Here is a 24,349-nt window from a genome sequence, read left to right on the forward strand (position 1 = left end):
GGCATTGAACTTAATATTAGATAAAGTAGTGAAGGTGCTTTATCCACGTCCTTTTAGGGCGTGGAGTGGGCCCTTTTTTTGTTTGAAAAAATTTAAAGAATATGATTAATTAACTGCTAATAGAGCACTTGAAGGGAGTATTTAAAGATATGCCAGAATTAACAGAATTTGATACAATTGCCGCTATATCAACACCACCTGGTGAAGGTGCCATTTCAATTGTTCGATTAAGTGGTGAGGATGCCGTTCAAATTGCTAATAATGTATTTAAAGGGAAAAATTTAGGTAACGTTGATAGTCATACCATTAACTACGGACATATTTTAAATCCTAAAACGGATGAAGAAGTCGATGAGGTCATGGTCTCAGTTATGTTAGCACCTAAAACATTTACACGTGAAGATGTGATTGAAATTAACTGTCATGGTGGTATTGTACCAACGAATCAAATTTTACAATTATTATTAAGTAATGGGGCACGCTTAGCTGAACCTGGTGAATTTACAAAACGAGCATTCTTAAATGGTCGAATTGATTTATCTCAAGCTGAGGCTGTTATGGATTTAATTCGTGCTAAAACAGATCGCTCAATGAAAGTTGCACTAAATCAGTTAGATGGTAATTTAGCACGTCTAATCCGCAATTTACGTAAAGATATCGTAGATGTTTTGGCATTAGTTGAAGTTAATATTGATTATCCAGAATACGATGCTGGTGAAGAAATGACGACTAAATTATTGCTTGAAAAAGCACGTGATGTTAAGCAATATGTTCAAGAATTACTACAAACAGCGCAACAAGGTAAAGTATTACGTGAAGGATTAGCTACTGCCATAATTGGTCGACCTAATGTTGGTAAATCAAGTCTTTTGAATCACTTATTACATGAAGATAAAGCCATTGTAACTGATGTTGCTGGAACAACGCGTGATGTGATTGAAGAATACGTTAACGTTATGGGTGTACCTTTGAAATTGGTAGACACTGCCGGTATTCGTGATACAGAAGATAAGGTTGAAAAAATTGGGGTTGAACGTTCGAAAGAAGCGATTGTTCAAGCTGATTTAGTCATGCTTGTTTTGAATAGCAATGAACCTTTGTCTGCTGAAGATAAGCAGCTCATTAAATTAACACAGAATGATAAACGAATTGTTATCTTAAATAAAACAGATTTACCAGAAAATCTAGATCGTAAAGAATTAGAAAGTATGGTTGATCCAACGGAAATTATTTCTATTTCTGTCTTAAATCATGAAGGTGTGAAGCAACTTGAAGAAAAAATTGCTAACTTATTCTTTGGTGGAATTGAAAATAGCCAAACAACAGTTATGATTACTAATTCTCGTCATATTGGCTTGTTAAATCAAGCTGAGACTGCTTTAGATGATGTGATCACTGGGATTGCTTCCGGTATGCCAATCGATTTAGTTCAAATTGACATGACTAGAAGTTGGGAATTACTTGGTGAAATCACTGGTGATAGCTACAAAGATGAATTACTCACAGAATTATTTAGTCAATTCTGTTTAGGTAAATAATTGTTAGTAAATAGGAGAATATAAATGGACATTAAAACTTATGACGGCCCAGATTATGATGTAATTGTGGTTGGTGCTGGACATGCTGGTTCAGAAGCAGCACTCGCTGCTGCACGAATGGGTAATAAAACATTACTTATCACAATTAGTTTAGACATGGTTGCTTTTATGCCATGTAATCCTTCAATTGGTGGTCCAGCTAAAGGAATTGTTGTACGTGAAATTGATGCCTTAGGTGGCGAAATGGGTCGTAACATCGATAAAACTTATGTACAAATGCGTATGTTAAATACTGGTAAAGGTCCAGCTGTTAGAGCATTACGGGCACAAGCTGATAAACATCTTTATTCAAGTGAAATGAAACATACAATGGAAAAAGAAGAAAACCTAACGTTACGTCAAGGAACAGTCGATAGTTTAATTGTTGAAGATGGCGAATGTCATGGTGTTGTAACAAATACTGGGGCAAAATACCGTTCTAAAAGTGTTGTTTTAACAGTTGGAACGGCTGCTCGCGGTAAGATTATTATTGGCGAATTGAGTTATTCATCAGGTCCTAATAATTCACAACCTGCAATTAAATTATCTGAAAATCTTGAAGCTCTTGGATTTGATTTAGAACGTTTTAAAACTGGAACACCACCTCGTGTTGATGGGAATACAATTGATTACAGTGTGACTGATGAACAACCAGGGGATGTTGAACCTAACCACTTTAGTTTTGAAACACCTGATGAAGATTATATTGATGTTAAAAATCAATTATCTTGTTGGTTAACGTATACCAACTTGAAAACGCATGAGATTATTAATGCTAACCTTGATCGTGCACCTATGTTCTCAGGAATTATTAAAGGTGTGGGTCCACGTTACTGTCCATCTATTGAAGATAAAATTGTTCGTTTCTCTGATAAACCTCGTCATCAGCTCTTCTTAGAACCAGAAGGCCGTTCAACGGACGAATTTTACGTTCAGGGCCTTTCTACGTCAATGCCGGAAGAAGTCCAACAAGATATTATTCATTCAATTAAGGGCCTTGAAAACGCTGAATTAATGCGTCCGGGTTATGCGATTGAATATGATGTCGTGGCTCCTTATCAATTACGACCAACGCTTGAAACTAAATTAGTGAAGAATTTATATACCGCTGGTCAAACAAACGGGACTTCTGGATATGAAGAAGCTGCTGGACAAGGAATAATGGCAGGAATTAACGCTGGGTTACGTGCTTTAGGCCGCGAAGATTTTACGTTAAATCGAAGTGACGCTTATATCGGTGTTATGATTGATGATTTAGTAACAAAAGGGACAAACGAACCTTATCGTCTATTAACATCTCGTGCTGAATATCGCTTAATCTTACGTCATGATAACGCTGATTTACGTTTAACTGAAAAAGGATATGATATTGGTTTAATTTCTGAAAAGAGATTAGCTATTTTTAAAGCTAAAAAAGCTGAAATTGAAGCCGAAAAAGCTAGATTACAATCATTCCGTATTAAACCTACTGAAGATGTGAATGCATTCTTAGCAGAACATAATAGTGCCGCTTTGAAAGATGGCGTGTTGGCTAATGAATTTTTACGTCGCCCTGAGGTAACTTACGCAGACATTGAGAAGTTTATTCCAGGTCCTGACCATGAATTAGACCATAGAATTATTGAACAAGTAGAAATCCAATTTAAGTACGAAGGCTATATTAAAAAAGCACAAGAAAAAGTTGCGAAGTTAAAACGTATGGAAGCTAAAAAAATTCCAACAAATATTGATTACGATTCTATTGAAGGAATTGCGACGGAAGCGCGTCAAAAATTCATTAAGATTCAACCAGAAACATTAGCTCAAGCTAGTCGTATTAGTGGTGTGAATCCTGCTGATTTATCAATTCTTGCTGTTTATATTGAACAGGGTAAGATTGCTAAAGTTAATAATTAATAGTACAGAAATGCAGAAAAGGCACCAATCAAGTATACTTGATTGGTGCCTTTTTAACTTTTTATAATTAGGTTAAGCAATAAACTTAAAATCCAGCTGCAGAGATGATTGAAGCTATGTTGGCTGCTAAACTGACAGCAAATACTGACATAACAATCATGAAAACTAAAGCTAATAGAAGTTGTCCAATGACAACGCCGTAAAGTTTATCTATTTTAAGTGGATTTGTATCAATAATCATCGATAAAATGAAAGCAATACTCATGATAAGGGCCATTAAAGCATACATGAATACAGCAAGGCCTCTCATTCCAAGTAGCATGAAAAGCATACTAAGGACAGCTAATACAAGATTGATCATGAGGTAGTGTGTAAAGCGATTTGTAAATGAAAGTAAGGTATCACTCTTATCGCCTAAAACAACATTACGAACAAAAAATCCAATTAGTATGTAAAAGGCAAAAGCTAGTAGTGTTAAGAAAAATAATTTTGCGTAGACACTACTGTCAATTGTTGGCGCATAGGTACTTTGAGTGTTAAAGAGTCCTGAAAATAGACTTGAATTAACAGATTTAGCAACATTATCCATTATTAATTTTACAAAAATATCATTAAATATGGCGAATAAAATAATTGTCGTAAAGCCGAAATATTTATGACCATTTTCTAAAATTGTGGGATGTTTAATGGCATTTAAGAAATAAGACCAATAATTTGATGCGAATGTTTTAGCTTGTTCAATATTCTCATTTTGAGCTTTAGTATCTTGTTGTTGCGTGTATTGTTGTTGGAATTTTGTTGGTTCTTGTACGTTTTGTGATTGTGTTGCGGCCGTTTCTTGGGCTGGTTTAATGGAAAAGGCAAATCCACAGTTTGTACAAAATTTTACATTTTCTGGTTGTTGTGAACTACAGTTTGGGCATGTTTTCATGATTATTTCCTCCAAAGTTTAGTTGTCTTCAATTTTTTCACTAATTTTTTTAGCGGGTGTAATTGACTTGATTAAGAAGTCATCGTTATTAGAATAATTAACTTTAGCAGTATATCTAAATACTTGTGTTTTAGTTGAATAATTATCGTCACTATCAGTGAAATCGAACGTATAAGTAACATCATAAGCGACATCAAATTTATTTTTATCTGTCGGTGTTACTGATAATACTTTAGCGTCATAAGAGACACTACTGATTGCATCATCATCATGATAATTTTTAGCAATAGTCACCCATGCCTTGGCATCTGCATTGCTTGAGCCATTAACAAAGAAACTGCCTATTGAGCCATAACTATCATTTGAATCCTCATTAGAGTCATCACCATCGATAGTGTAGTCATCAATTTGGGTAAATAAATTGTCTATATAACTTTCTGCATCATCTAGAGTTAACATATTAGGAAAATTAATATTGAATAAATTGCTACTAGAACTATCTTGAAAGCCATTTTCATCTGTATTATTTAAAGTTACGTCGTTATCATCATCGCTACCTGAAATTTGGTATTCACTGGTAACGAGAGTGTTGTCTCCGACCTTTTCTTTAAGCTGCAATCGATTGTTTCCAGAAGAGGCAATAGGGCCAATTGTTGCAGAACCATCATCATCAGTTGTACCAACTTTTTTAGAATTAACATAGATATCAGCATTTGCGATACTTTTAATTCTAAAAGTAAGTGTACTTAAATCTAAATTGACGTTAGAAGTTGAACTAGTGAGCGTCTCAGTCGATTTATTATTTAGTTTAGTACCATCAATAGAGCCAGCTGCTTCTATTGTGTAGTTACCGGGAACTAGATTTGAGATTGTTTTACTGTAATTATCAGAGTCAGCTGTAGCAACTTTTTTATCATTCATCTTGATAACAGCCCCAGAGCTATTCGTTGATAAGTTAACGGAAACGGTTGAAAAGTCAGCCGTATATTTAGGGAATAATAACCAATGTTTACCATTTTCTTTTAAATGAAAATGTGTTGAAGTGCTTGCTCCATTGGTTAATTCGTTTTTAAAAGTTTTAAGAGAGTCTGTACTACCCCATGCATCTGATGCAGGTTTCATAGACTCATCAGTAATTTTTAATGCCGTATCCGATGTTGAAAAATAAGCTTCCATGTTTTTATCGGTTTTTAATGCATCTGTAATTCGTTCAATTTGATTTTCTTTTGAGTAATATTTTGTTCCAGCATAGTAGCCAACAACAATAATAAGAGCGATAATACCAATCAAAATTCTGATGAATTTTGTTTTACCTGAGATGGGTAATTTAGGATTTGCAGTTCGTGTTTGTGTAGGTGGCATTTGTTGTTGTGTTGGTTGAACCGGCGTAACAGGTTGCTGTGACGCAACTGAATTAACACGTAAATCAAAATTACAATTAGGACAGAAATTACCATCCTTAGGAACTTCACTTCCACAATTAGGACAGAATTTTTTTGTCGTACTCCCAGATAAATCATCTGAAGGCGCATAATAGATTTGTTCTTTTTTAATCATTGGATCTCCTTTTTAACTACCTTAATAATATGATTAACTTTGACTACTTAACTAAAAGTTACCAAATCTAGTGTATACATAGCGAGTTTTAGTTTATAAAATAATGGCTAACTCAATCGCATAAAATAGGATTTTAATCATTGGTACTTATGTATTTTTTTAGGTTGTTAGATGCAGAATTAGTAATACCCCCCGTGGCCTCCTTAGATTTAAATTACTAAATCAACGAATAAAGACAAACCTTAAACGAAACTTAAGTTATTTTATCAGCTTAAAAGGTTTTTGTATATATATATATATTAAAAAAAGATAAGCTATAATCTGTTTGATTGTTTTAAAAACCTTTACCATAAAGAGAACCTTTCTGATTAGGAGTTTAATATGCTTAAAAAAATAGGAATTTTAATTCGTGCTAAACGAAAATTATTGAATATGACCATTGAGCAACTGGCTGAAAAATCAAAATCTTCTGTTAGTTTAATTTCTTTGATAGAGCGAGGTAAGTTAGATAATATTAAAATAAAAAAATTATCAGATATTGCTGAAGCGCTGGATATGACGTTAGCTGACTTCTTTACTAATCAAAATTTAAAAGGTGTTGCAACGCTGGATTTGATTAATTATCTTGCTTCTTTACCCAAAGAAAAAAGAGAAGCGACAGCTGAATTATTGCTTAAAGTAATCCGTTTATAAATGATTATCATTAATGATTGACCATGCTATTTCTTCAATAGTGTGGTCAATTTTTTGTGCTTGATAGGCTGAGACTAAATCAATTTGTTTGGTAGGTAAATCTAAAGTTAAAATATCAAAATTGTGAAAATCAATCCTATGGTTACTAAAGTCATAAATTAAAAATTTTAAATCTTGTAATACCTTCAAATTATCGTGTATATCTATCCCATTCATAAATAAAATCTCCCTTACTAAAAAACTGTATAAAAAAAGCATTAGCTTTTATTAGCTAATGCTTAGATTACAACAAAAATAGTTAATTTATAAGACTGATATTAATAAAAATTAATTCTAACGATAGTACTGAGTTTTGTCAATATGACATAAATTAAAGGTTTATCCTTTTAAGTAGATTAATTAATTTAAGTAAGTATTGAAGTAATAATTATTTAAAAAGCTGTTGAAAAATAGACAGTAAAAGGAGCAACAAAATAACTATAAAATGACGATTTTTATGAAGCATTATGATAGCAATGAATTCACGCAAGAACGCATTAGGTAAAAAATACCATGGCGTTTTCCCGCCAATGCCTTGAGCATTTACACCAACCATTCGTGCAAATATTGCAGCACGAAAGATATGGTAGTTATTTGAACTGAATAAAATATGATCCCCTCTATGATCAAGATCAATTATTTTTTTTGAGAAACGCATATTTTCAAAAGTCGTTGTTGATTTGTCTTCTAGTAATGTAAATTCTTCTGGATAACCACTGTCGATGGCCCATTTTTGCATTGCCTGTGCTTCTGAAATAGACTCATCATTACCTTGCCCACCTGAAAAAATAATAATCGGGCGTTTACCGCCTAATAGTATTTGTTTGTCCGCAAAATTGGTAGCACGTTTGATTCTGTTGGCAAGTAGTTTACTAACTTTATAACCGTTGATTAAACCTGCACCTAGTACAATGATGTAGTCTTGATCATATTTTGGACGTCGTAAGCTATATAAAATACTAACAGACAAGAAATTTAAAAAAGCGAACATAAGATATAAGCCAGTCAACGAAGCAAAATTAAATGGTAATTGAAGATACCAAGGCCACGTACTGATTAAAGGTGTCACAAACCAGCGAATGATAAGAACAATAGCAAGTAGTAGTCCAAGCATGTTAGCTAATGAATAACTTTCACGTTTAAAGACTAGTCCAGTATTAATTAATAAAAATGGAATAGTTGCAATTGAAAGTAATATCAAACCTATAGCGCCAACAATGATAATAAAAACAGCGCTATTTTTCATAAAATTGATAGGGGAAGTAGCGAGTACACCTATTAAAGAAATGACAAATATATTGAACAGAAATCCATTAATTAATTGACGTGGTTCTTTGTGAAAGCTGATATACCAAATAGCTAACAATAAAATAGGTAGTAACAGTATTAGATAGTCCATATGAATTCCTCCGAAGTAATAGATAATAAACTAATTCTAGCATATTTTTGAATAAATAAGGTACTAATAAATTTATATTTAACCGTTTACATGGACGTTAACATATGATATATTATTCACATGAACAAAATATCATATGAATAATATATCATATAGAGGAGATGCTATAATGGTCACACTATTAGGTTCAACTGTACTCGCATTCATTTCAACAAATATCGATTATCTTTTAATTCTAATTATTATTTTTGCTAAGTATAAAAATAAACATGAAGAAAAATTAATATTTATAGGAGAGCTACTTGGTAGTGGGACGCTTATAGCAGTTAGTTTGATTGCTGCCTTTTGGTTAAAACTGATTCCTGAAGAATGGATCTTAGGATTTTTGGGACTTATTCCGATTATAATGGGTATAAAAATGTATTTTAGTGATGAAGATGAGGGTAATGAGGTCCGGGAGAAATTAGGAAAACCGGGTCAAGGCATAATTTTAAATGTAATTATGATTACTATTGCAACTTGTGGACCAGATAATCTTGCTATCTACGTCCCATTTTTCACGACATTATCTATTAGGGATGTACCTATTGTACTGATGCTATTTTTTATATTCTTATGTATCATTACATGGTTGAGTAAAATGATTACTAATTTACCTAAAATCCAAGAATTTTTTCAAAATTTTGGTAATTTAATCACTCTAATTGTTTATGTTTTCTTAGGTCTATATATATTATTAGAAAGTGGTACTATTCAGCACTTTATGTAGGAGGAAAATAATGCAACCGTACAATGAAATTCCAAAAAGTGAACTTGATGAATCAATTATGATAACTAAGCTATTGAATAATCGAATAAGATTACAATTAATCTATTTATTGGAACAACATGAATATAATGTAACTGAATTATCAAAGATACTTAATGTTGAACAAACAAACTTATCTCATCAATTAAGTTTATTAAAAACGCATCAAATAATTAGTCAGAGACGAGAAGGAAAGTTAATGTACTATCAAATTGACGATCCGCATATTATTGAAACTATGACAGCGCTGTTGCAACATGCAAAACACGTTGCAAATGGAAAACCTTATTAAATAGAAACGTAAGAAAAAGAGATTAACTTCAAATTGAAGTTAATCTCTTTTTTGATTTTTAAAATCTGTAGTGGTTACTATGGACCCTAACGGATTTGAACCGTCGACCTTCTACTTGCGGAGCAGACGCTCTCCCAACTGAGCTAAGGGCCCGAATAGCTTTATAATACACCAAATAGCCAAAATTAAAAGAAAAAGTTAGTTTTGCTTCTATGTATTTATGCCATTTTAAAATGTTTCACATGAAACATTTTAAAATGAGTAACGATTTTTAAAGATAAAAGGTTTCAAATATCACTTGTTAATAGTAGGGTAAAAAGCATTAAATACCAGTTTTTGATTAATGATGAATAAGCCGAAGAGTATAAGATTTTTGTTTTTAAATAGCAGACATAATCTTATGATGGCGTGATGTGAAGATATTTCCAAACATTAATAATTATTCGATTAATACTCTTTTAGAAGGAACAAATAATAAAATTCAGATTTCTAACGGACTTATTTCCAATCTTAGCAACTTTTATAGATTCCGAACCAGAATACTTTATATATTAAAATCCATAAAAAAAGGTCCCACTCACTTAGTGAGTGGGACCTTCATAATATTATTTATTAACAGTACCAGCAAATGAAGCAGGGTAATATGCTAATGCACCAATTTTAACATTTTGACCAGGTTCTGGAGCAGCGATATATTGGCCACCACCTAAGTAAATACCAACATGGTATGTAGAACCTTGAGCTCCCCAGAATAATAAATCTCCAGGTTGAGCAGCAGCAGTTGATTTCTTAGAAACATTTGATTCTTGTCCAATAGTATTACGGTTTAAGTTAATACCAACTTTTGCGAATACATATTGTGTGAATCCTGAACAATCAAAACCAGAAGGAGTTGATCCACCCCAAACATAAGGAGTACCTATGTATGCTTTAGCAACAGAGATAACTTTGCTTGCTGAGTAGCTTGCTGTTTGTGTTGTAGAGCTTGCAGCAGCAGTATTAGCTGTTGAAGTAGTATTAGAACTTGCAGCAGCAGTATTAGTTGTTGAAGTAGTATTAGAACTTGCAGCAGCAGTATTAGTTGTTGAAGTAGTATTAGAACTTGCAACAGCAGTGTTAGCTGTTGAAGCAGTATTAGAACTTGTAGCAGCCTTAGGTGTTGAAGTAGCATTAGAAGTTACAGCAGCTTTAGGTGTTGTTGTAGCTTTTGCAGGTGTAACAACTTTTTCAGCAGTTGTAGAAGCTACTTTAGCCATTGAACCTGTTAAGTTTAATGTTTGGCCAGGGTTAATCATTGAATTAGAAGATAAACCATTAGCATCACATAGTGCTGAGATAGTAATACCGTTTGATTGAGCGATTGACCATAATGAATCGCCGTTTTTAACAGTAACAGTCTTATTATTTGTAGTAGATGCTGCTTTAGGTGTAGCTGTTTCTACTTTAGGAGTTGCAGTAACTGATTTAGCAGCACTTACTTCTGCTTTAGGAGTTGTAGCAACTGGTTTAGCAGTACTTGTTTCTACTTTAACAGTTTTAGCTGGTGTTACTTTAGCGGGAGTAACAGTAGTACTTGCAGCTACCGCTTTTGAACCAGTTAATGTTAAATTTTGACCGGGTAAGATAAGTGCTGAGTTATCAGCAAATCCATTAGCCGAACGAAGTGCTGAGATTGAAATGCCATTTTCTTTAGCGATTGACCATAATGAATCACCATTTTTAACAGTAACGGATGTTTTATTTACTGAAGTATTAGTAGTAACGATAGTACTTGTTTTAGCTGAAGTACTTTTTTGTGTTGAGCTTGCTTTAGCGTTGCTATCCTTTTCAGGAATATTTAATGATTGACCACTTACAATAATATGAGAATTTGCGTCAATATTGTTTAAAGTTTCGATTGTTTTGATTGAAACGCCATACTTCTGAGAAAAAGCCCAAACAGTATCGTTTGTTTGAACTTTAACTGTTGCTGCATCAGCAGTTGCGTTAGATGCAAGAAGGAGGCCAGCGGTACCAACTGTACCGAGTAATAATGATTTAAGTGTGTTATTCAAGTTGAGTCACATCTACTTTCTTATTTTATTGGATTTATACTACAGTAACTATTGTAACCGGTTAGTGTTGCAATCAAATACAAAAACTATTACAACTTAGCATGATTTTGTAATATATACTAAGTAATGTTTATATATCAATGATAATGATGATTTATGTATTTAACTTATAATTTATTTAATTTAGTAAATCCCATGTGCAATAATGGTTTAGAACACTTTCAATATATTTTAAATTAAAATATATTGCCCCCCGATGTTACAAAGATATTACAGAAACCTTATGTTTCTATACTACTAGAACTAATTAAAACTATACCAGTCGTTTTACATGGTTGCAAATGAAATTTTAAGTTTTAATAGAAAGGGATTTCATTGTCTGGTATCATTTGAATTATTGGATATTGAAAGTCCTTAAATAGTTGGCGTATAATTAACTAAATAAGGGGATAAAAAATATAATGATTAGGTGGAAATATGAAAAGAATAGTTAAAGAAATAATGAGTTGGATTATACCGATTGCAATCGGTTTAATAATCGCGATGCTTTTAAAAACATTTGTTGTCACAATGGTACGTGTTGATGGGCCATCGATGCAACCTAACTTAGTTAATAATGAGCATGTTGCTGTTGTTAAAGTTATTGATATTAAGCGCTTTAGTACTGTTGTTTTTGATGCATACGGCGTAGATCCTGATGCAACTGAGGGTCAAGAGTATGTTAAACGTGTTATTGGAATGCCTGGTGATACAGTAGAATTTAAAAATGATCATGTCTATGTTAATGGTAAAGAAATTGAAGAACCTTATATTTCAACTTATCAAAAAACAGTAGGGACAAGGGTTCAGAACATAAATGCTAAAAACTGGACATTCAAGTCATTGGCTGTAGATAATCAATGGGCTAAAGATACTTCAGCTATCAGAGTACCTTCAGATAAATATTTTGTTCTAGGAGATCATCGTTCAGTATCTAATGATAGTCGTTACTGGGGGTTCGTTGATAAGTCGAAAATTCAAGGTGTTGTAAAAGTACCATTCTGGAATTTTAATAAGGCTGATCATAAATATATTTATTAATTGCATTAAAAATGCAGAAAAATAATTCGATTGAAGAGGAGATTTTATTATGACAAAAACACCAATTATTTTAGATTGTGATCCAGGACATGATGACGCATTAGCGTTAATGATGATTATTGCTTCACCAGAATTTGATTTACGTGCGGTGACAACATCCGCTGGAAATCAAACACCTGATAAAACATTTGATAACGCTTGTCGACTACTAACATTGATGGAACGGACAGATGTTCCAGTTGCTAGTGGAAATAAAAAACCTTTACTACAAGAATTAATGATTGCCGATGCCGTTCATGGAGATACTGGTGTTGATGGAACAGAGTTACCTAAATCTGAAATTCCAGCAACTAATTTAACAGCAATTGAGTTAATTGCAGAAACATTATCTAAAAGTGCTGAAAAAGTTACAATGGTTGTCACGGGCCCAATGACGAATATGGCACTATTTTTAGCTGTCTATCCTGAATTAAAAAATAAAATTGAAAAAATTGTCTTTATGGGTGGCTCAACGGATGTTGGAAATGTTAAACCTGGTTCAGAATTTAATATTGCCGTGGACCCAGAGTCAGCAAAAATGGTTTTAAATGACTCTATTCCAATGGTTATGGCTGGATTAAACTTAACTCATCAAGCACAAATTTTAGATTCTGAAATTGAAGAAATTGGTAAGATTAATAATAAAGTAGCGCAATCAGCCTACGGGTTATTGAAATTTTATGGTATTTACTATGGTCAAGAAAAATGGGGATTCGACGGTATTCCATTACATGACCCTTGTACAATTGCTTGGATGTTACATCCTGAATTATTCACAAGTGAAAAGTACCATGTTGATGTTGAGGTGAATGGTGATCTTACTAAAGGTGAGACAATCGTTGATAAATTTGATTTATTGGGATTAGAAAAAAATACAGAAGTCTTACTATCAATTGACCGTGCAAAATTTGTCGAATTATTAATTTCAAAACTTAAAAAATTTGATAAATTAGTAGGATAGAGAATCTTACAGTTGGCTTGTATTTCTGGCCTAAATACGTTAAAGTTAAACAGGACGTGAAACATCGTTTTGTTTCACAAATAACGGAGGGCCAGTCATATGAATCCAGAAGAATTTCGTCAAGCATTAGCTGAAAAAGACATTAATTTAACAGACAGACAAATGGCACAATTTGAAACATACTATGAATTTTTAGTAATGACAAATGAAAACCTTAATCTGACTGCTATTACAGAAAAATCAGACGTTTATTTGAAACATTTTTATGATTCTTTAACGCCTGCTTTTTATTCAAAAGAAATACAAAGCGAGCCCTTATCTATTTGTGACGTCGGCGCAGGTGCCGGCTTCCCTTCAATTCCACTGAAGATTGCTTTTCCGCAATTAACGGTGACTATTGTTGATTCGTTGAATAAACGTATCAACTTTTTAAATGAATTGGCGGACAAATTAGATATTACAGGGGTTGCTTTTTTTCATAATCGTGCTGAAGAATTTGCAGGTAAAAAAAGTTTATATAGAGAACAATATGATATCGTGACAGCTCGTGCTGTTGCAAGATTGAGCGTACTATCTGAATTGTGCTTACCTTTAGTTAAATTAAATGGTCAATTTATCGCTCTCAAAGCTCAAAAAATGGACGAAGAATTAGTCGATGCCGAATATGCTATCAAGCTTTTAGGTGGTCAAGTTGTGGCTAATCATGAATTTACTTTACCAATTTCAGATGACGAACGTCATCTATTAGTCGTTGATAAAGTCAAATTAAGTCCTAAAAAATACCCTAGAAAAGCGGGTGTACCTGGACGTACCCCACTTGTAAATAAGATATAGTCAGGAGGTCGTCGGAAAATGGCATTTTCATTTTTAGGAAATCGTAAAAATCAACAAGAACAAGAAGATGAAACGAATCAAACGAAGGTTAGTGACATTTCTGTTACGACTATTGTACCCAATCGCTTCCAACCTCGTCGTGTCTTTGATGATCAAAAAATTGATGAATTAGCACAAACCCTTAAAGAACACGGGTTATTGCAGCCTATTATTTTGCGAGAGTATGAGACTGGAAAATATGAGATTATTGCTGGGGAACGTCGTTTTCGGGCAGCATCTTCATTAGGATGGAAAAAAATTCCGGCAATTGTTCAGAAAATGGACGACGACCAAGCGGCTTCGATGGCACTAATTGAAAATTTACAACGTGAGGAACTAACAGCAATTGAAGAAGCAGAGGCCTACAGTAAACTAATGAGTTTAAACCACTTATCACAGTCAAAATTAGCTGAAGATATGGGTAAAAGCCAAGCATTTGTTGCTAATAAATTGCGTTTATTAAAATTAGAACATGACGTACAAACGTCCATTATGGCGCAACAGATATCCGAACGTCACGGAAGAGCAATGGTTAGTTTATCAGCTAGCAATCAAAAAAAATTATTAAAACGTATTTTAAAAGAGAAATTAACAGTGAAAGAAACCGAAAAGTTAATTTCAGCTAATAAAATTAAACCAGAATCAAAAGTGTCTGAAAAGAAAAACACGAAAAAAGGTAATCCTGATAAAAGATTAGTGATTAATACCCTAAAACAAGCGGTTCAAGTTATAGAAAATAACGGTGTAACGATTAAATCAAAACAAGAAAAAACTGATTCAGGGTATCGCGTTATTATTGATGTGATTGAATCAAAAAAGGAGGGTTAATCAAACATGGGAATTGTTATTTCATTAGCAAACCAAAAAGGTGGCGTTGGTAAAACAACAACGAGTGTGAATTTAGGCGCTTGTTTAGCCGAGCTAGGCAAGCGTGTTTTATTAATAGATACGGATGCTCAAGGAAATTCAACAAGTGGTGTTGGTATTGAAAAATCAACAATAAAAAAAGATATTTATGATGTTTTAGTTAATGAATTTCCAATTAAGGAGACAATTCTAGCTACTAGTCATAAAGGATTAGATATCGTTCCGGCAACCATTCAATTGGCTGGTGCTGAGATTGAATTAACACCGCAAATGGCTCGTGAAACAAGATTATTGGATGCCGTTAAAACAATTGAAGATCAGTATGATTATATTTTAATAGATTGCCCGCCATCACTTGGATTGATTACAATTAATGCCTTTACAGCTAGTAAATCAATTTTAATTCCTGTTCAAAGTGAATACTATGCTTTGGAAGGTTTAAGCCAATTGCTTAACACAATTCGTTTAGTTCAAAAGCATTTTAATCCAGATTTAGCCATTGAAGGCGTTTTAATGACAATGTATGATGCACGTACAAATTTAGGCGCAGAAGTTGTGTCTGAGGTGCAAAAATATTTTGCAGAAAAAGTCTACAAGACAATTATTCCGCGAAATGTCCGCTTGTCTGAAGCACCTAGCCATGGGATGGCAATTATTGATTACGATCCTAAGTCGAAGGGTGCTCAAGTCTATATGGAATTGGCAAAGGAAGTGTTAAAAGCGCATGGTAAATAATAAAAAAGGTCTTGGAAAAGGGATTAACGCGTTATTTCAGGATGAACTTGATCAATATGATGATACAAAAGAATCTGTTGTTCGTTTAAACTTAGCTGAAATTCGCCCTAATCCTTACCAACCTCGTAAAACATTTGATGAAGATGCCCTAAAAGAATTAGCTGCGTCTATCAAAAAATCAGGTGTCTTCCAACCAATTATTGTAAGAGAATCAGTCATTAAGGGTTATGAAATCATTGCAGGAGAACGTCGTTTCCGTGCGTCTAAATTAGCAGGACTAACAGATGTCCCTGCAATTATTAGAACGATGACAGAAGAAGCAATGATGGAAGTTGCTATTTTGGAAAATTTACAACGTGAAGAATTGTCTCCTTTAGAAGAGGCAGAAGCTTATAACATGTTGATGGAAAAATTAAACTTAACGCAGTCACAAGTTTCAGAGCGATTAGGCAAAAGTCGTCCTTATATTGCTAATTATTTGCGTTTATTAGGATTGCCCAACTCAGTTAAAGAATTACTCCAAGTTGATCAGTTATCGATGGGTCAAGCAAGAACATTGCTGTCACTTAAAGATAAACAAAAAATTGGGGCATTAGCTAAAAGAACAGTTAAAGAAAATCTAACTGTTCGTGAGTTGGAAAAAGTAATTGCCCAAATGAACGGCGAAATTAAAAAGAATACTAAAAAAGTGAACGAAGTTGAAAAATCAATTTATGTTCAACAAAGTGAGAACTTGTTAAAAGAAAAATTTGGAACACAAGTTTCTATCCAACAGAGCAAAAAAAATCATAAAGGTAAGATAGAAATTGACTACTTATCAACGGATGATTTGAACCGTATTTTGGACTTACTTGATATTTCACTAGACTAGGAGGTTAGTCAGTATGTATGACTTACATGATATTGTTGAAATGAAAAAACCACATCCTTGTGGGACTAACCGCTGGGAAATCGTGCGAATGGGAATGGATATTCGCATTAAGTGTTTAGGATGCGGGCACCTTATTCTATTACCTAGACGAGAATTTGAAAAAAAGATGAAAAAAATGTTAGAAAAAGCAACAACAGAAGATAATACAAAATAAATGAAAAGAGTGACGTCTAATTATGGCATTAACGGCAGGAATCGTAGGATTACCAAACGTAGGTAAATCAACTTTATTTAACGCAATTACAAAAGCAGGCGCGGAAATGGCTAATTACCCATTTGCGACAATCGATCCAAACGTTGGGATGGTTGAAGTTCCAGATAAACGATTAGCACGTATCGATGAAGTAGTCCCTGCTAAAAAAATTATTCATACAACTTTTGAATTTACGGATATTGCCGGTATTGTTAAAGGCGCAAGTAAAGGTGAAGGACTTGGTAATAAATTTTTAGAAAATATTCGTCAAGTTGATGCTATTGTGCACGTTGTTCGTGCATTTGACGATGATAATATCACACATGTTTCTGATAAAGTGGATCCAATGGACGATATTGAAACAATCAACTTAGAACTTGTTTTTGCAGATTTAGATAGTGTGACAAAACGTTATGCTAAAGTTGAAAAAGTGGCTAGAACAAAAGATAAAGATGCGTTGGCTGAATTCAGTATTTTACAAAAAATCAAACCAGTTCTTGAAGCTGGACATGCCGTTCGCTCAATTGAATTTGATGAAGAAGAAGAAAAATATGTTAAAGGTATGTTTTTATTAACGAACAAACCAGTTCTTTATGTCGCTAATATTGCTGAAGATGACATGGCTGACCCAGATGCTAATAAGTATGTAAAATTAATTGAAGCCTTTGCAAAAGAAGAAGGTTCAGAATGTTTAGCCGTTTCTGCTAAAACAGAAGAAGAAATTGCTGAACTAGATGATGAAGATAAACTTGATTTCCTTGAAGCTGCTGGTGTTGAAGAATCAGGACTTGATCGCTTAATCAGGGCATCTTATAAATTACTAGGTTTAGCAACTTTCTTTACTGCTGGTGGTGCCGAAACACGAGCATGGACCTTTAAACAAGGGATGAAAGCACCTCAAGTTGCCGGAATTATCCATTCAGATTTTGAACGTGGATTTATCCGTGCTGAAACAATGTCATTTGCTGATTTAGATAAAAATGGAAGCGTCGCAGCAGTTCGTGAAGCTGGTCGTTTACGTTCCGAAGGTAAAGAATATGTCGTACAAGATGGCGATATTATTGAGTTCAGATTTAACGTCTAAATAAAATAAGTCAGTAGGGGTTGTTAGTCATGTCAGAAGAAAACAAAGTCGAAGAAACATCAGTTGAAGAGAGAAATGCGACAGCTGCAGCAAAACAAAAAGAACATTTAGAAAAAGAAACGAAGTTACAGGATAAAGGACCCTTTGCGGGATTAACGAAGCGTAATGAAGATTATGTTTACCGTTTAAATAGTATTTTGAAAGATTCAAAAATTAATGATGAAAAACGAAATACGGTCATTGGTGAAATTGTTGCAGAACTTCGCACCGAACAGCATAAAGGTGTAACAGCAACTAAACTATATGGTCCTGTTAGTACAAAAGCAACTGATATCATTATGGGCCCACAGAAAAAAGCTGCAGAACCAACAAGTAGTTTTTGGTTAACAGCTTTAGATAATGGGTTGATGATGTTATTAATTTTTGCTGGTATGTACGGTGTTATGGGATTAATGAGTAAAACAAGTACGCAAGCAGAAGCTTCTGGTGCTGGTGGATTATTAACACTACTAATCACATCAATTTTGGGTGGTATTGGAGCAGCGCTCTTCTACAAAAAATATGGCCCAAACGTCAAAAAAGAAGACAAACCAGCTTTCTGGGTTACATTACTAGTATTTGTAGCCTTTCTTGCAGTATGGATTCTTGCCTACATGTTAGTGGCATTGATTCCAGGACCACTTAATGCATTGTTGCCAGCCCCTGTTTATCTTGTAATTGCATTAATCGCATTTGCAGTTAGAATTTACGTTAAACGTCGCTATAATATCAACCGAACAATGTTTTAAATTGATTGATATCTTGAAAAGAGTTCAGGTAAAATTTTTGAACTCTTTTTTGTTACAGTTAAAAACGATTATAGGTTAATAAGAATCGGACGATAACCTTGACCAATGTTGAGTTTATCTGGTATGTTAGTAAACAAAATAAAAGTAGAAAGCTGGTTTTAAAATGTCAAATTGGGAAACGAAGTTCGTTAAAAAAGGATTTACTTTTGATGACGTGTTGTTAATACCTGCAGAAAGTCATGTATTACCGAACGAGGTTGATATCAGTGTACAATTAGCTAAGAATATCAAATTAAATGTCCCAATTTTAAGTGCTAGCATGGATACTGTTACAGATTCTAAAATGGCGATTGCTATGGCTCGCCAAGGTGGCTTAGGTGTTATTCATAAAAATATGAGTATCGAACAACAAGCTGAAGAAGTCAGAAAAGTAAAACGTTCTGAAAGTGGCGTTATTATTGATCCTTTCTATTTAACACCGCAACATTCTGTTGCAGATGCTGAACAATTGATGAAACGTTACCGTATTAGTGGTGTTCCAATCGTTGAAACATTAGAAAATCGCTTATTGATTGGTATCATTACGAATCGTGATCTACGTTTTGTTTCTGATATGTCAGTCCTAATTGATAGTGTTATGACTAAAGAAGGATTAGTAACAGCTGCGGAAGGTACTTCGCTTAAAGAAGCTGAAAAAATACTCCAAAAAAATAAAATTGAAAAATTACCAATCATTGATAAAAATGGTCGTTTAACTGGTTTAATAACAATTAAAGATATCGAAAAAGTTGTTGAATTTCCTAACGCAGCTAAAGATGAACATGGCCGCTTACTTGCTGCTGCCGCTGTTGGTGTTACAAGTGATACATTTGAACGTGCTACAGCTTTACTAGATGCTGGTGTTGATGCTTTAGTTATCGATACTGCTCATGGTCATTCAGCCGGTGTTATCCGTAAAATTACTGAAATCAGAGCACAATTCCCAGAAGCAACTTTAATCGCAGGTAATGTCGCAACTGGCGAAGCAACTCGTGCCCTTTATGATGCTGGCGTTGATGTTGTTAAAGTTGGAATAGGACCTGGATCAATCTGTACAACACGGATTGTTGCTGGTGTTGGTGTTCCGCAATTAACAGCTATTTATGACGCTGCTGAAGTAGCTCGTGAATATGGTAAAACAATCATCGCTGATGGGGGTATTAAATACTCTGGTGATATCGTTAAAGCCCTTGCTGCCGGTGGTAACGCTGTGATGTTAGGTAGTATGTTAGCTGGAACTGATGAAGCTCCTGGTGAATTTGAAATTTATGAAGGTCGTCGTTTCAAAGTTTACCGAGGTATGGGAAGTTTAGCAGCTATGGAACAATCAAATGGTTCTTCTGATCGTTACTTCCAAAGTGGCGTAAATGAAGCTAATAAGTTAGTGCCAGAAGGTATTGAAGGTCGTGTATCATACAAGGGTAGTTTAGCTGATATTGTTTTCCAAATGGTTGGAGGCTTACATTCAGGTATGGGTTACGTTGGTGCTGGAACATTGAAGGCATTACAAGATGACGCACAATTTGTTCAAATTTCAGGTGCTGGTTTAATTGAATCACATCCACATGATGTTCAAATTACCAAAGAAGCACCTAATTACTCAGTTAAATAATAATTAAAAAGGCGTGATTTCTTTCAGATGAAAGAAGTTACGTCTTTTTTAATGGAGAGTTTTAAATTATAAATAAGACTCTAATGATTAATCATGATTTGATGCAAAATCATTGTATACAGTAAAAGGAATACGACATTAGTTAGAAATATTAATTTACTTAAAAATAAGTATCAATTGTGGAAGTATTTAAATTTATAGACTACACTACGAGTATAAATATTATAGGGGGTTACGAATATGTTAATTATTGATTACGTTCATGGGGAACAGCTACAAGCAACTTATAAAACGGCAGCAGCTTTTGTTGCGATGATGCAATTGGAAGTACCTGAGTTTGAAGATTATTATAAAATTACTAAAGTAACGGAATCTGGTAAAGAGATTGAGTTATCAGATAAAACAATGGGCGGTTTATTTAACTACTTATTAGAACGTGGATAATAAAAAATGGAAAGCTTTCGTTTTTTACGAAAGCTTTTTTTGTACTACTTAGATTAAGTAGATTTAACCAATTCTTTAAAGTTATCGTGTGTGATATTTGATACAATATACTATAAGTAAAGAAAAGTCAGGAGATATCCAATGAAAATTTTAGTTGTAGATGATGAAAAAGAAATCGTTGATTTAATCTCTATTTATTTAAAAAATGAAGGTTACGAAGCAATTACTGCTCAAAATGGACTTGAAGCGATTGAAAAATTAGAAGAAATGCCAGAAATCGGTGTAATGATTCTCGACGTTATGATGCCTAAAATGAACGGAATGGATGTCATTAAAGAGGTTCGTAAAACTTCAGAAATTCCAATATTAATGGTTTCTGCTAAAACAGAAGATATGGACAAAATTCGTGGACTGATTACAGGTGCTGATGATTATGTTGTTAAGCCATTTAACCCATTAGAAATTATGGCACGTGTTAAATCATTACTCCGTCGTAGCCAAAACTCGAATCCGGCACCTGATGTTGCACTTGAAATAGGACCGCTAATTATTAAAAAAGATTCTCATGAAGTTCAAACAGTTGAAGGTAGTGATATTCAATTAACTGCTTTAGAATTCGGTATTTTATATTTATTAGCCTCACATCCAAATCATGTGTACTCTGCGGATGATATTTTTGAACAAGTTTGGCAACAAGAATCAATTATTTCTGCCAAAACAGTAATGGTCCATGTGAGCCATTTACGTGATAAAATTGAAGCAGCAACAAACGGTGATGATATTATCAAAACCGTCTGGGGCGTTGGATACAAGATAGAAATGCATTAGTGAGGGGTTATTTTTGAAATTAACTGGTAGAGAAAAAAGTGAATTAATCGCGGAAGGATTCATCACGATTATTCTATTAATTTTACTGAATTTATCAATTTTTATTCTATTAAATCAGACGATTGCTTCAAACCCAGGACTTGAGAATGGTATTTTTCAAATTAAGACGGCATTAACTTTTGGGCCGAATGATTTCAATGTCTGGAGTTGGGGGAATGTTTTTGTTGCGTTCATGCTTATTGTGGACGTTGTCGTGCTCTATTGGCGACTAATTCGACGTTATCATCAAATGCAGTTACGTCATGTTATTTCAGAATTGCATTATATTGCGGACGGTCATTACGATCATCAAATTCCTTTTAAACTACAAGGTGATATGGCGCGGGTCGTTTCAAGTATTAATGCTTTGGTTCAAAGTACGATTGAATCAATGGAAGAAGAACGTCGAATTGAGAATTCAAAGGATGAGCTGATTACCAATGTTAGTCACGATATTCGAACACCATTGACATCAATTATCGGTTACTTAGGTTTAATAGAAGATAATCAATATAATTCGCAAGAAGATTTACTATCTTACACACATACAGCATTTGTGAAATCAAAGCAGATGAAGGTTTTAGTAGAAGATTTATTTGAATACACAAAAGTGCGACAGACGTCGACGCCAATTAATGCGATTAATTTTGATATGAATCAAATGTTAGAACAATTGGCAGCTAGTTTTGAACTTGAAGCTAAAAATAAAGAAATGACAATTAGTAGCAATACGAACCCTAACCCGTTAATGATGGAAGCTGATACTGAAAAATTAGGCCGTGTTTTTAATAATTTAATATCAAATGCCTTAAAATATGGGGCAGGCGGTAAACATATTTATTTAGAAGCAGAAAAAATTGGTCAGGAAGTTATCGTAAAAGTAACTAATGATGGCCCTAAAATACCTGAACAATCACTTAATCAATTATTTGATCGGTTTTACCGAGTGGAAGAATCTCGTTCACAAAAAACGGGCGGAACTGGATTAGGGCTTGCCATTGCTCAAAGTATTGTCACGCTCCACGGTGGGTACATATATGTTGTCTCAAATGAAGAGCTAACTAGTTTTGTTATTCATTTACCATTGGGTAAGAATATAAAATTAACTAGAAAGCAAGAAGAACAGTTGCAAGAATAGCTATTATTGGGTATTCTTAAATGAATAAGAGAAGTTAAGAGGGTAAAGAGAAAATGATATTTTTAAAACGTACAAAGAAATTCGTAATTGGGCTTATTTCAGGGGCAGCACTATTTACTGGGGTTTCAGCAATGGGACTTCAAGATGAGGTTAAATCTGTATCAGCTGCAACAACCAGTTCAAGCGCTATTAATTTAACAGCTAAAGCTGCTTTAGCAATTGATGCAGATACTGGACAAGTAATCTATGAAAAAAATGCTGATGCTGTTTTACCAATTGCATCAATGACAAAATTAATTTCGATTGATGTTATTTTAGATCAAATTAAAAGTGGTAAATTAACTTGGGATCAAAAAGTTAAGATTGATAACGATTCTTATAAAATTAGCCAGGATACATCATTATCAAACGTTCCGTTGAGTAAAACGAAATCATACACAGTTAAACAACTGTATGATGCTAGTTTAATTTACTCAGCAAATGGGGCTATTATGGCACTTGCTCATGAAGTATCGGGATCGCAAAAAGATTTCGTAACATTAATGCGTGCAAAGGTTAAGTCATGGGGAATTACAGATGCTAAGATTGATAACGTTTCTGGTTTAACTAATAGCGATATCAGTAAAGCTGATCGATACCCCGGTTCAGCCGCATCAGATGAAAATGAATTAACTGCCAAAGATATGGGAATTGTTGCTAAAAACTTACTTAAAAAGTACCCAGAAGTATTAAAAACAACAAGTATCAAACGTAAATATTTCGATAAAGGAACATCTGACCAAACACTAATGGAAAACTGGAACTGGATGTTACCTGGTTTAGCTAAGGCATATACAGAATTACCTGTTGATGGATTGAAGACAGGTACTTCTGACAAAGCTGGTGAATGTTTTACAGGAACTGTAAAAAAAGATGGTCATCGAATTATTACGGTCGTTTTAGGATCATCACACAAGAGTGAAACGGATGTAAGTCGTTTTACAGATACACAAAAAATAATGTCATATGTATTTGACATGTTCAACGTGGAAACAATCAAGGCTGGTACAATATTTAAAAACGCCGATAGTTTACCTGTATTTCATGGTAAAGAATTAACAACTAAAGTTATGCTTAAATCTAATCAAAAAGTTTGGTTGAAAAAAGGCGAAACAGTTAAGTCGATTATTTCAGCTAAAGTATCAGAAAATACTGATTTAGTTAAGAAAACAGGATTAGAAGCCCCAATTAAGGCTAATAGTGATATTGGAACGCTTAAATTAACTGGTAAAGATAATGCGTTATCTTATGTTGATGGCAAAAAATCACTTTCTGTTACAGGAACGAATAAAGATGCCATTGAAAAAGCTAACATTTTTGTTATTATGTGGCGTGCAATTACTAACTTCTTTGGAAATTTATTTTAAATCAATAAAATCATCTCTGATTTCTAGGGTGATTTTTTTGTCTATA

24 protein-coding genes and 1 tRNA gene are annotated in these 24,349 nt (G+C 33.8%); 19 read left to right on the forward strand and 6 right to left on the reverse strand.

Annotated features, from left to right (window positions below; translation table 11 throughout):
• Positions 1-149: 149 nt before the first annotated feature.
• Together mnmE and mnmG are read left to right on the forward strand one after the other, a co-directional pair.
• Complete coding sequence (gene mnmE / locus AC1RPQ_RS00400) at positions 150-1,538, forward strand: tRNA uridine-5-carboxymethylaminomethyl(34) synthesis GTPase MnmE (protein ID WP_481761079.1); 1,389 nt, start codon at positions 150-152, stop codon at positions 1,536-1,538.
• A gap of 24 nt (positions 1,539-1,562) precedes the next feature.
• Positions 1,563-3,473 (forward strand): tRNA uridine-5-carboxymethylaminomethyl(34) synthesis enzyme MnmG, encoded by a 1,911-nt coding sequence (mnmG, locus tag AC1RPQ_RS00405; protein ID WP_481761078.1) that lies wholly within the window; start codon positions 1,563-1,565, stop codon positions 3,471-3,473.
• An 85-nt stretch (positions 3,474-3,558) separates the two neighbouring features.
• On the opposite strand, the gene AC1RPQ_RS00410 is transcribed toward mnmG, so the two are convergent.
• Both AC1RPQ_RS00410 and AC1RPQ_RS00415 read right to left on the reverse strand, forming a co-directional pair.
• Complete coding sequence (locus AC1RPQ_RS00410; protein ID WP_481761077.1) at positions 3,559-4,404, reverse strand: DUF6574 domain-containing protein; 846 nt, start codon at positions 4,402-4,404, stop codon at positions 3,559-3,561.
• 18 nt (positions 4,405-4,422) lie between these two features.
• On the reverse strand, positions 4,423-5,961 hold the full coding sequence (locus AC1RPQ_RS00415) for a zinc ribbon domain-containing protein (protein WP_481761076.1): 1,539 nt from the start codon (positions 5,959-5,961) through the stop codon (positions 4,423-4,425).
• A 381-nt stretch (positions 5,962-6,342) separates the two neighbouring features.
• Between AC1RPQ_RS00415 and AC1RPQ_RS00420 the strand changes: the two genes are divergently transcribed.
• Positions 6,343-6,654 (forward strand): helix-turn-helix domain-containing protein, encoded by a 312-nt coding sequence (locus AC1RPQ_RS00420; RefSeq protein WP_481761075.1) that lies wholly within the window; start codon positions 6,343-6,345, stop codon positions 6,652-6,654.
• On the opposite strand, the gene AC1RPQ_RS00425 is transcribed toward AC1RPQ_RS00420, so the two are convergent.
• On the reverse strand, positions 6,649-6,870 hold the full coding sequence (locus AC1RPQ_RS00425) for a hypothetical protein (RefSeq protein ID WP_409021835.1): 222 nt from the start codon (positions 6,868-6,870) through the stop codon (positions 6,649-6,651). The two genes, AC1RPQ_RS00420 and AC1RPQ_RS00425, sit on opposite strands and share 6 nt — an antisense overlap.
• A 211-nt stretch (positions 6,871-7,081) precedes the next feature.
• Positions 7,082-8,092 (reverse strand): YdcF family protein, encoded by a 1,011-nt coding sequence (locus AC1RPQ_RS00430; RefSeq protein WP_481761074.1) that lies wholly within the window; start codon positions 8,090-8,092, stop codon positions 7,082-7,084.
• 169 nt (positions 8,093-8,261) lie between these two features.
• Here AC1RPQ_RS00430 and AC1RPQ_RS00435 point away from each other — a divergent pair, with 169 nt between their 5' ends.
• Together AC1RPQ_RS00435 and AC1RPQ_RS00440 are read left to right on the forward strand one after the other, a co-directional pair.
• Positions 8,262-8,861, forward strand: coding sequence for a cadmium resistance transporter (locus AC1RPQ_RS00435; protein WP_481761073.1), 600 nt, complete (start codon positions 8,262-8,264; stop codon positions 8,859-8,861).
• A 10-nt stretch (positions 8,862-8,871) separates the two neighbouring features.
• On the forward strand, positions 8,872-9,192 hold the full coding sequence (locus AC1RPQ_RS00440) for an ArsR/SmtB family transcription factor (RefSeq protein ID WP_481761072.1): 321 nt from the start codon (positions 8,872-8,874) through the stop codon (positions 9,190-9,192).
• A gap of 80 nt (positions 9,193-9,272) precedes the next feature.
• On the opposite strand, the gene AC1RPQ_RS00445 is transcribed toward AC1RPQ_RS00440, so the two are convergent.
• Positions 9,273-9,345 (reverse strand) — tRNA-Ala (locus AC1RPQ_RS00445).
• Positions 9,346-9,797: 452 nt separating this feature from the next.
• On the reverse strand, positions 9,798-11,246 hold the full coding sequence (locus AC1RPQ_RS00450; protein ID WP_481761071.1) for a C40 family peptidase: 1,449 nt from the start codon (positions 11,244-11,246) through the stop codon (positions 9,798-9,800).
• A 477-nt stretch (positions 11,247-11,723) separates the two neighbouring features.
• Between AC1RPQ_RS00450 and lepB the strand changes: the two genes are divergently transcribed.
• The 14 genes from lepB to AC1RPQ_RS00520 all read left to right on the forward strand — a co-directional run bounded on the left by lepB (position 11,724) and on the right by AC1RPQ_RS00520 (position 24,303).
• The gene (gene lepB / locus AC1RPQ_RS00455; protein ID WP_481761070.1) at positions 11,724-12,326 is read left to right on the forward strand and encodes a signal peptidase I; all 603 of its coding nucleotides are present in this window, start codon (positions 11,724-11,726) and stop codon (positions 12,324-12,326) included.
• A 49-nt stretch (positions 12,327-12,375) separates the two neighbouring features.
• Positions 12,376-13,326 carry a pyrimidine-specific ribonucleoside hydrolase RihA gene (gene rihA, locus AC1RPQ_RS00460; protein WP_481761069.1) on the forward strand — a complete coding sequence of 317 codons (951 nt, stop codon included), beginning with the start codon at positions 12,376-12,378 and terminating at the stop codon, positions 13,324-13,326.
• 99 nt (positions 13,327-13,425) lie between these two features.
• Positions 13,426-14,160, forward strand: coding sequence for a 16S rRNA (guanine(527)-N(7))-methyltransferase RsmG (rsmG, locus tag AC1RPQ_RS00465; RefSeq protein ID WP_481761068.1), 735 nt, complete (start codon positions 13,426-13,428; stop codon positions 14,158-14,160).
• 18 nt (positions 14,161-14,178) lie between these two features.
• Complete coding sequence (noc, locus tag AC1RPQ_RS00470; RefSeq protein ID WP_481761067.1) at positions 14,179-15,027, forward strand: nucleoid occlusion protein; 849 nt, start codon at positions 14,179-14,181, stop codon at positions 15,025-15,027.
• A 6-nt stretch (positions 15,028-15,033) separates the two neighbouring features.
• Positions 15,034-15,801 carry a ParA family protein gene (locus AC1RPQ_RS00475; protein ID WP_409021824.1) on the forward strand — a complete coding sequence of 256 codons (768 nt, stop codon included), beginning with the start codon at positions 15,034-15,036 and terminating at the stop codon, positions 15,799-15,801.
• Positions 15,791-16,672, forward strand: coding sequence for a ParB/RepB/Spo0J family partition protein (locus tag AC1RPQ_RS00480; RefSeq protein WP_409021823.1), 882 nt, complete (start codon positions 15,791-15,793; stop codon positions 16,670-16,672). The genes AC1RPQ_RS00475 and AC1RPQ_RS00480 overlap by 11 nt, the downstream gene beginning before the upstream one ends.
• Before the next feature lie 13 nt (positions 16,673-16,685).
• Positions 16,686-16,886, forward strand: coding sequence for a DUF951 domain-containing protein (locus AC1RPQ_RS00485; protein WP_409021822.1), 201 nt, complete (start codon positions 16,686-16,688; stop codon positions 16,884-16,886).
• Positions 16,887-16,908: 22 nt separating this feature from the next.
• Positions 16,909-18,009: a redox-regulated ATPase YchF gene (gene ychF / locus AC1RPQ_RS00490; protein WP_481761066.1), complete on the forward strand. Its 1,101-nt coding sequence runs from the start codon at positions 16,909-16,911 to the stop codon at positions 18,007-18,009.
• Between the two features lie 29 nt (positions 18,010-18,038).
• Complete coding sequence (locus AC1RPQ_RS00495; protein WP_481761065.1) at positions 18,039-18,797, forward strand: DUF1129 family protein; 759 nt, start codon at positions 18,039-18,041, stop codon at positions 18,795-18,797.
• 163 nt (positions 18,798-18,960) lie between these two features.
• Positions 18,961-20,448, forward strand: a complete 1,488-nt coding sequence (guaB, locus tag AC1RPQ_RS00500; protein WP_481761064.1) for an IMP dehydrogenase — start codon at positions 18,961-18,963, stop codon at positions 20,446-20,448.
• Between the two features lie 240 nt (positions 20,449-20,688).
• Complete coding sequence (locus AC1RPQ_RS00505; protein ID WP_481761063.1) at positions 20,689-20,892, forward strand: hypothetical protein; 204 nt, start codon at positions 20,689-20,691, stop codon at positions 20,890-20,892.
• 141 nt (positions 20,893-21,033) lie between these two features.
• A complete protein-coding gene (locus tag AC1RPQ_RS00510; RefSeq protein WP_409021818.1) occupies positions 21,034-21,720 on the forward strand; it encodes a response regulator transcription factor in 687 nt (228 codons plus the stop codon).
• Positions 21,721-21,733: 13 nt separating this feature from the next.
• On the forward strand, positions 21,734-22,897 hold the full coding sequence (locus AC1RPQ_RS00515; RefSeq protein ID WP_481761062.1) for a sensor histidine kinase: 1,164 nt from the start codon (positions 21,734-21,736) through the stop codon (positions 22,895-22,897).
• 53 nt (positions 22,898-22,950) lie between these two features.
• Complete coding sequence (locus tag AC1RPQ_RS00520; RefSeq protein WP_481761061.1) at positions 22,951-24,303, forward strand: serine hydrolase; 1,353 nt, start codon at positions 22,951-22,953, stop codon at positions 24,301-24,303.
• Positions 24,304-24,349: the final 46 nt, after the last annotated feature.

The sequence above is a fragment of the Dellaglioa sp. CoH-57-MRSF-21 genome, from assembly GCF_056781915.1.